This window comes from Geotalea sp. SG265, from assembly GCF_022808985.1.
Taxonomy (GTDB): Bacteria; Desulfobacterota; Desulfuromonadia; order Geobacterales; family Geobacteraceae; genus Geotalea.
The window spans coordinates 127174-135851 of sequence record NZ_JAKZFT010000010.1 but is presented as its reverse complement, the minus strand read 5'-3'; the positions used below and the strand labels follow the sequence as shown (position 1 = coordinate 135851).

5 protein-coding genes are annotated in these 8678 nt (G+C 52.1%); 3 read left to right on the top strand and 2 right to left on the bottom strand.

Annotated elements, in window-relative coordinates; all coding sequences use genetic code 11:
* Positions 1-172: 172 nt before the first annotated feature.
* Together ML541_RS12990 and ML541_RS12985 are read right to left on the bottom strand one after the other, a co-directional pair.
* On the bottom strand, positions 173-2509 hold the full coding sequence (locus ML541_RS12990; protein WP_243373463.1) for a DEAD/DEAH box helicase: 2337 nt from the start codon (positions 2507-2509) through the stop codon (positions 173-175).
* On the bottom strand, positions 2506-3204 hold the full coding sequence (locus ML541_RS12985) for a hypothetical protein (RefSeq protein ID WP_243373462.1): 699 nt from the start codon (positions 3202-3204) through the stop codon (positions 2506-2508). Before ML541_RS12985 ends, ML541_RS12990 begins: the two co-directional genes overlap by 4 nt.
* Before the next feature lie 298 nt (positions 3205-3502).
* Between ML541_RS12985 and lexA the strand changes: the two genes are divergently transcribed.
* From lexA to ML541_RS12970, 3 genes are all read left to right on the top strand, one after another.
* Positions 3503-4123 (top strand): transcriptional repressor LexA, encoded by a 621-nt coding sequence (lexA, locus tag ML541_RS12980; RefSeq protein WP_243373461.1) that lies wholly within the window; start codon positions 3503-3505, stop codon positions 4121-4123.
* Positions 4099-5349, top strand: a complete 1251-nt coding sequence (locus ML541_RS12975; RefSeq protein ID WP_243373460.1) for a DNA polymerase IV — start codon at positions 4099-4101, stop codon at positions 5347-5349. Before lexA ends, ML541_RS12975 begins: the two co-directional genes overlap by 25 nt.
* Before the next feature lie 204 nt (positions 5350-5553).
* Positions 5554-8616 carry a DNA polymerase III subunit alpha gene (locus tag ML541_RS12970; protein WP_243373459.1) on the top strand — a complete coding sequence of 1021 codons (3063 nt, stop codon included), beginning with the start codon at positions 5554-5556 and terminating at the stop codon, positions 8614-8616.
* Positions 8617-8678: the final 62 nt, after the last annotated feature.

The following is an 8678-nucleotide window of genomic DNA, read 5'->3' as shown; positions in this document are numbered from 1 at the left end:
ACTGAAGAAGAACTGCATTTCATAATTGAAAAGGTGAATCATCGACCCAGAAAAAGCCTTAACTACCAGACACCACACGAAGTCTTCTTTCAAAATTCACGTGGTGCACTTGCAATTTGAATCCACCAGTGTTGACTTACCTTGGAATTTAAACAGCCTGCTAGGGTACCTATTACCTGTAATGCTCAATCAAATACCTGTCAAAAGCATCTTCAACTTCAGATATTGATGTCCGAAAAACAACAGCTTCTTCTGTAATTGATTCTACATGAGTAGCCAATTCAGTTACGTTCTCTGGAGAGAACCCATACCTTATCAGTAAAATCTCAATCGGGTTGCTGGTGCCATACCGGATGAAATTTACGAAAGCTGCCGCCCTCACATCTCCAGTCACTGAAAAATATTGGTCGAAAGCAGCAACATAAATATCAGACAGAGAGAAAGAAATAACCTTGTCTAAATAATCATATGTATCATAAACAAGCAGGTCATAATTTAAATCTTTGACACTTACATTACCAAAACTTGATATGTTAGATATGCCATTGTTAGGAAGTTGCGTCGGTATTGGTGAAAATTTGACTTTGAGCTTCTCCAATTCTTGCTGTCGTTGCAGGGCATTTATTTGCCCCGCACGAAATCTTCGATTTATTTCTCGTTGCTCTGAACGTTTTGTAAGGTAACTAAAACGCAATCCAAGAAGCGTTTTGAAAGACTTTCCCTGAATCTGCCATAGAAGAATGGAAATTGCGGTGGAGAGAATTGACATTTCGCCTTCACCTAAATTACGTTTCAGAGAGGTTTCGAAAACCTTTGCAAAGGCTTTTTTTAGGGCCTTGCGTTCTTCTTCCTGAAGCTTTTGATAATCATCTCCTGTAATCAGTTGACCATCTTTGAAGACAAAATCCAGTATATAGGATAAAGTTTCATGTATTTCAGGATTTCTTAAGCGTTGAACTTTAGTTTTCGGCAAAGAATAATCTTCATCAATGGTACCTTCTTTGACTGCAGTAATAAATTCCTGAAAGTCTGGTCCAAAATCCTTTTCGTCAGATTCCAACACAGACACTTCGTTCAGAGTCATTCGACCGGCAAAACGTTCTATGAATGTCTTGATGCTTGTAACTACAACATATCCAAAATCAAATGAATTTGGTTTACCAGTTGTTCGACCGGCCCTTCCAATGAGGTTTTTCAGTGCAAGTGTCTTGTTTTCTTCAGTCCCATAGAATCGCAAGTTATCAATCCATACTATGTCGAACGGAATGTTGACACCTTGGGCTAAGGTTGAAGTTGCAAAACAAATACGAGCAAAATGCTCATTTGCAAAAGATTCGATCAAGTATCTAACTACCAATGGGACTGAGCCATGATGAATAACTATACCCCTACGCATGAGGCTAACTAGTTCTGACTCATGGTCAGTTGCTCCAATGAGACGCTCGACATCAGCAATTATCGAGAGCGCCCGCGGGTCCTTAAGAATCGGGCATAATTTAATATATTCAGCAAATACTTCACGATACTTGCGATTGTAAATAAACATTTTTGAAACATAAACAAGTACGCTTCCACCGGCCTCAACGACTTCTTTAACAATGTCTTGAGAAACGTCACATTTATTCTTCTTTAGATGGGCCTCGTCGATGTAGGGAGAAAAGAAACTAAAACTTCGAGAACGCTTATCAAACTCTATGAAAATTTTTCCGACAGCACTTTGCCTAAAGACCTGTGCACTAGCACTCTCAGTAAAACCATGCTTTGTAAGCTGAGCTTCAGGATTTTCAACAAATGGATGGACGAAGACCTTCTTTGCATTGGGAAAGGTTCGCTCCGTCCGTCGCACAAACGCATCAAATGTCAAACCTCTGACACCCTCTTCAGATATCTGAGCCTCATCAAAAATGAATAAACCAATGTTGAATCGCTCCCTATACCTAAATAGGTCACTCCCTCTTTCAGGTGTAATGATAAAGACTCTTTTTCTGGTCTTTATTGTGTTGATATCATCAATAAACTGAAGTACAAGAATTTCTTTATATCCCTCGACTATTTTTCGAACAGTTATGAGGTATTCAGAAATTAACGCTCTTGAAGGAAGCACTATGACAATATCTTCTGATATTCTTAGAATTAGCTCCCTTAGAATGTGGGATTTGCCCGTACTTGTGGGTGCAGAAAATGAATAAAATTTACGTTCCTCTATTTCATTCTGGATAGTTGATTGAACCGGAGTCAGTATTGATTTATATTGATTTAATATTGAATCTTGGAATATCCGGTACGCGAGACTAAGAAGGTCATTAGGTTCAGTAGTTTTATAAAATAGCCCCAACAAATACATTAGCTTAGCTTCTTGTTCAAACACTAAGTCTGGGTAATATTTTTTTAAGTATGCTAGTCTTTCTAGCACTTCTTGGTTAACTGGACCCTCTTTGTGAATATCGGAAAGAATCATTGCAAGTAGTTGGGCAGGATTTTTAGTTTTAATGATATCAATTGGTCTCAACTTATCACTCCAACCAGATGTAATTCATCACATTCTCTGCACAATTTGACAATAAATTCTGACTTTAAAGCATTGAATAATATATTTTCTGGATTTTCTGAATGAATGGAAAAAGCTATTGTGAATCCTCGTCTACCTTGAAGTAAGTTCTCGATGGATTCAGGTTTTGCAAAATACGATAACAAGGCGGCATCACCACCTTCTTTACCTGCATCAATAAAATCAATAACTTGCCCAGCAGCCTCAGTGTATGGATTTGAGTTTTTGTTATATTTCGCTTCACCAAAACATAGTCTCTGTTGTTGGCTCTCGGTGTGAAAGTCAAATCCGTGGTTATTTGTAAGTTTTTCTTTCCACAATTCTGATATTGGAAACACCAAATGATTCAAGAGAACCCCTAGACTTTGGCCGGCAGACATTGAAACCATGTATTCACCAAATGAGCTGGTCACAGCATTTTGAATGGTCTGGAAGTCCACAACAAGTTTATCAATTGAGCGCTTGGCCGTCCTTTCAAAAGTCAGTTTCCCTACAGGATTCAAGTCATTAATCCACGAAGTGTTATTAAGTACGCCAATTAATTCTTTGGCATAACCACCAACATTGTCTATCTTAACTGCAATAAGATAAACCTCTGCCGTAGCCCCTGTAGGTAGCTCAGTTGAATCAGCTTTTTTAAAGTAAGTCGTTTTCACATTAATACCCTAGGTATCCTAGCAGCGGTTATCAGCATCTACTGCTTTGATTCCTTCCACCCTACCCCGTGTCACACCTGGCACAAAACCACAGCTCGTGTAAAAAAATTTTACAGTGTAAAAAATTTTTACACTATCTAATTGGTTTTGTTACATGTTTCAGCACTATAGTAGGAACGCCTAATCTGAAGCAACAACATTAGAACTATAATTCTCTAATTAATCCTTCCCGTGTCGCTCTCTGTCTTGACTTACGACAAACTTACGAGTATCCTTCTCGCAAGTGCAGGAGACTCATATGACACCAAAACAGAAGAAAGTTCTCGATTTCATCGCCGCCTACAACGAGCGGCACGGCTACCCACCTTCCCAGCAGGAAATCGCCGGCAGATGCGGTTTTCAATCGTTGGGGACGGTACAGCACTACCTGAAGCTCTTGGAGCGGGATGGGCACTTGTCCCGCCAGTGGAACGGCAAGCGGAGCATTCAGATAAACAGTGCCGAGGCGATTGGTGGCGGGGTCGAAGTGCCGCTGGTGGGCATCGTCGCCGCCGGTAAGCCGGTGGAGGCCTATGAACTGCCGGAGGCGATCGAAGTGCCGTCGGCCATGGCCGGGCCGGGGAACGTCGTTTATGAAGTGCGCGGCGATTCCATGGTGGAAATGGGGATCATGGATGGGGATTACGTGGCGGTGCACCCCCAGCCCACGGCGGAGAACGGCCAGACGGTCATCGCCGAGGTGAATGGCGCCATCACCATCAAGCGCTTTGTCAGGAAAGCCGACCGCATCGAACTTCATCCCGCCAATGCGGCCATGAGCCCGATCATCGTCACCGAAGCCGACCAGTTCCACATCCGCGGAGTCCTGGTGGGCTCCATGCGCTTTTATAAAAAATGGCCCGGGAAATCCTCCATATAGCCGTTCCAGCCTTCCCCATCGCCCTGGCCCGCCTGAACGACCGGGCGCTACGCAACAGGCCGGTGGCGGTGGCGCCCCTCACCTCGGAACAATCGCTCCTCCACTGCGTTTCCCACGAAGCTGCCGAATCAGGGGTCATGGTCGGGACGCCGCTCTTCCGGGCGCGCAGGATCTGTCCGGGGTTGGTCGTCATCCCTCCGGACCCGATCCTCATGGCCCGGGGCAACCGGGCGCTCACGGAGCTTTCGGAAGAATTCACCCCCGTTGTGGAACCGGCCCAAGGGAGAATCTTTCTCGATGTCACCGGCTCCCGCAGGCTCTTCGGCCCCGCCCGGGATGTGGCGGCGCGGCTGGAAAAGGTGATCGAGAACAAATTGGGGCTGGAAGCCAAGGCAGGCACCGGCACCAACAAGCTCGTTTCCCGCATTGCCGCCGACGTGTTGCCGGAGCCGGGAGTGTATGATGTCTTCCAGGGCTCGGAGAGGAGCTTCCTCGCCCCCTTTCCCCTTTCGGTCCTGCCGGGTATCGGCGAATGCCGGGAGCAAGCACTTTTGCGCGATCTGAACCTGCAGCGGGTGGAGCAACTGGCTGCTTTAGCTGTGCCCCAACTGCGCCTGGCCGTCGGTCCTTTCGCCACGCTCCTGCACGACCGGGCCTGCGGTATCGACAGGTCTCCGGTGCAGCTTCCCCGGGTGAGCAACGAGATCGTGGAGGAAGGTTTTCTGGAGCAGGAGGAAAATGATGACGGGGTGCTTCTTTCCGAGCTCTTGCGCCTCACCGAGTCGTGCGGACTGCGGCTGCGCCGCGCAGGCAAGGGGGCAGACACTATCGCCCTGGCCATCACCTACGCCGACGGTGTGCTGGATCAGGGGAAACGGACCCTGACCTTCCCCCTCTCCCTCGATCTCCCGCTCTTTGCCGCCGTCGAAGAGCTGTTCTTCGCCACCTGCAGGCGCAGACTGCGCGTGCGGGGGTTCAGGCTGTCATGCCGCCCCGCACAGGAACAGGTACAACTGGATTTGTTTGCCGACGGCGCGGCCAGGAAAACAAAGGGGGCAGAACTGCAAGAAACGCTGGACCTGCTGCGGGAACGGCACGGGAAACAGGCGGTCCGCTGTGGGCGGAGCATGCCCAACCACCGGGAAACCATGGCCTGCTGCGAGCCTGCGCCGGTTTGGGATCCGAAGCCGAGTAAGTATAAGACGCTGACGAAGCGGAATGGTTAAATGCCTCTCCCTCGCCTTTGAATTCACGCTTTCCCCCTTGGGCATCGCCGAGTGAGAACACCGACGGCGGGGTTTCGACGATCTCCTGAGCGAAGCGAATCTGATCGTCGCGCCGTCGGTGCTCGCAGCGAGGGAACCGCTACAGCGGCGATGGCCTTGGGGCGCCGTTTTCTTTGCTTCGTTTCTTTTGGGCGTGCAAAAGAAATGAAGTGGGGGCAAGGGGGCGACGCCCCCGTTTTCGAGTATGCTGAGGTTACAAGCATGGTGGTCCCCTTTACACATCTCAATTTAAAATCGGCATATTCACCCAACTGGGGCATCCACTCCCCCGAAACCCTCTGTGCGACCGCACGGCAAATGTGCATGGACACCCTCGCCCTCACCGACCGGAACGGCCTCTACGCCATCCCCCGCTTCATCCAGGCGGCACGGGACGTGGGCATAAAGCCCATCATCGGTGCGGAGGCGATCACCGACAGAGAGAGGGCCGTCCTGCTCGCCGAGGATGACGAAGGCTATGCCAATCTCTGCCGCCTGTTGTCGGACCTGCACGAGGAAGAAGGCTTCAACCTGGCGGCGGCCGTCAACCGCTATCGCCAAGGTCTGATCGTCATCAGCGACGACGGCCCATTTCTGACCGCTCTTCGCCATTATTCCCCGGAAAGGCTTTACGTGGAGCTCTCCCCCGGCCATGCCCTCCACCGCGCCCTGCGCCTGGCGCGGGAGCTAGGGCTGCCGACTGTGGCTACCTCCCGGGCGGTCTTCCTGGAAGAAAAGGATCTCCACCTGCACCGGGTCCTGCGTGCCATCCACCTGAACACCAAGCTTTCCCGCCTCAAAACCGAAGACACCGCCTCTGGCGAGGACCGGCTCTTTTCACCGGGAGAGATGGCGGAACATTTCGCCCATTGCCCGGAAGCCCTGGAAAACAGCCGGCTCATCGCCGAACGCTGCAAGACCGACTGGGATTTCTCCCGCACGATTTTTCCTGCCTACCGGGACCTTTCCCACCAAGAGGTCGCTGCAGAACTGGAAAAACGGGCGCGGCAGGGGGCGATCCGGCGCTACGGTTCAATCGACAGCAAAGTCGAAGAGCGCTTGCAGAAGGAGCTCTCCATCATCCGCAGCAAGGGGTTTTCCCACTATTTCCTGGTGGTGGAGGAGATCGTCAGGCAATCGGAGCGGACCTGCGGCCGGGGGAGCGCCGCTGCCTCTCTGGTGGCCTACTGCCTGGAGATCACCCATGTGGACCCGATCCGCCACAACCTCTTTTTCGAGCGCTTCCTCAACGAGGGGCGCACCGATCCCCCTGACATCGACATCGACTTCCCTTGGGACGAGCGGGACCAGGTCCTGGATTTTGCCTTCAAGCGCTACGGAGCGAAGCGGGCGGCCATGGTGGCCAACCAGGTGGGCTTCAAGGGGCGGGCAGCCTTGCGGGAAGTGGCCAAGGTCTATGGCCTGACGGCAGTGGAGATCAAGGAGATGACCGAGCGCATCTCCGGCTTTTGGAAGGCCGATCAGGCCGCCGGCGCCGTGATGGGACATCCCCTTTTCAAGGGTGAAGCGCTGCGCCCCGACTGGCAGGAGATCATGGCAACGGCCCAAATGCTCAAGGGGCACCTGCGGCACCTGTCCCTGCACTGTGGCGGGCTGATCATCGTCCCGGACGAGATACGCCGCTACGTGCCGGTGGAGCAGTCGCGCAAGGGCTACGCCATGATTCAGTGGGAAAAGGACCAAGCGGAGGATTCCGGCTTGGTGAAGATCGATATCCTGGGCAACCGTTCCCTGGCGGTGATCCGCGATGCCATGGCAGCAGTGGAGCGGAACCGGGGCGTAACCATCGACTATGCATCGTGGCAGCCTCTGGAGGATGAAGCAACGCGAAACCTGCTCAGAAGTGGGCGGACCATGGGCTGTTTTTACCTGGAGTCCCCCTCCATCCGGCTCTTGCTGCGCAAGATCTGGGGAGAAGCCCCCCCGGCAGAAACCCTTTCCCTGGACATCTTCGAGGTGTTGGTCCAGTCGTCGTCCATCATCCGGCCCGCCGCCAACAATTTCATCCGCGAGTATGTTGCCAGACTCAAGGGGAAAGAGTGGCATTCCCCCCATCCCCTGCTGGACGAAGTACTTGCCGAAACCTTCGGTATCGCCATCTACCAGGAACAGATCACGCAAATTGCCATGGCCCTGGCCGATTTCAGTCCCTTCGAAGGGGACCAGTTGCGCAAGATCATTACCAAGAAGCACCGGGAAAAGAAACTTGCCGACTACCGGAAGCTCTTTTTTGCCGGCGGACAACGGAAAGGGGTCCCGGCGGATACGCTGGAAGCGATCTGGGAGCAGATATTGTCCTTTGCCGGCTATTCCTTCTGCAAGCCCCATTCGGCCAGCTACGCCCTGGTCAGCGCCAAGGCCGCCTACATGAAGGCCCACTACCCTGCCGAATTCATGGCGGCGGTCATCTCCAACCGGGGTGGCTATTACTCCACCTTCGCCTATCTTTCCGAATGCCGGCGGCTGGGGATCACCATCCTCCCCCCCGACATCAACGCAAGCAGCATCTGCTATACGGGATGTGGTAAGACTGTGCGCGTCGGGCTGATGCAGATCGAGGGGCTAACGGAAAGTGCAGCGTCCACCATTCTGCGGGAACGGGAACAGCGGGGGGCATTCACCTCCTTCGGTAGTTTTCTCCAGCGCCTGGCCATCACCCAGAGCGACGTGCAGCGGCTCATCAAGGCAGGTTGTTTCGACGGGCTCGAAGGGATGGAAAAACGTCCGGCCCTTCTCTGGCAGCTTCTCCATTTTCACAAACAGTCCCAGGCCAGCTGCCTGCTTTTCCAGGAATCCATCCCACTCCCCTCGCCTCCCCCGTACGACGAAACCATGGTGCTGCGCCAGGAAACCGAAAGCCTCGGCTTCCTCCTCTCCCGCCATCCCCTGACCCTCTACCGGCAGCAGTGGCTCCGGCACAATCCGGTCCAGGGGCGCCATATGCTCAAGTACGCCGGTAAACATGTGACCATGATCGGCTGGTGGATCACCACCAAGACCGTGGAAGACAAGCACGGCCGCCCCATGGAATTCATCTCCTTCGAGGATACCACCGCCATTTTCGACACCACATTTTTCCCAGACTTCTACGCCAAGTTCTGCCGCCGTCTTTCCCAGAGCAGGCCGTATCTACTCAGGGGGATCATCGAGGAGGAATTTGGGGTGGCGACTCTGAGGGTGCGCTGGGTGAGTTTTCTCGACAGTTGACAAAAAGGTGATGTACATCACATAAGGAATGTAATTTGGGTGAGACACTGCTGGTTTCGGCC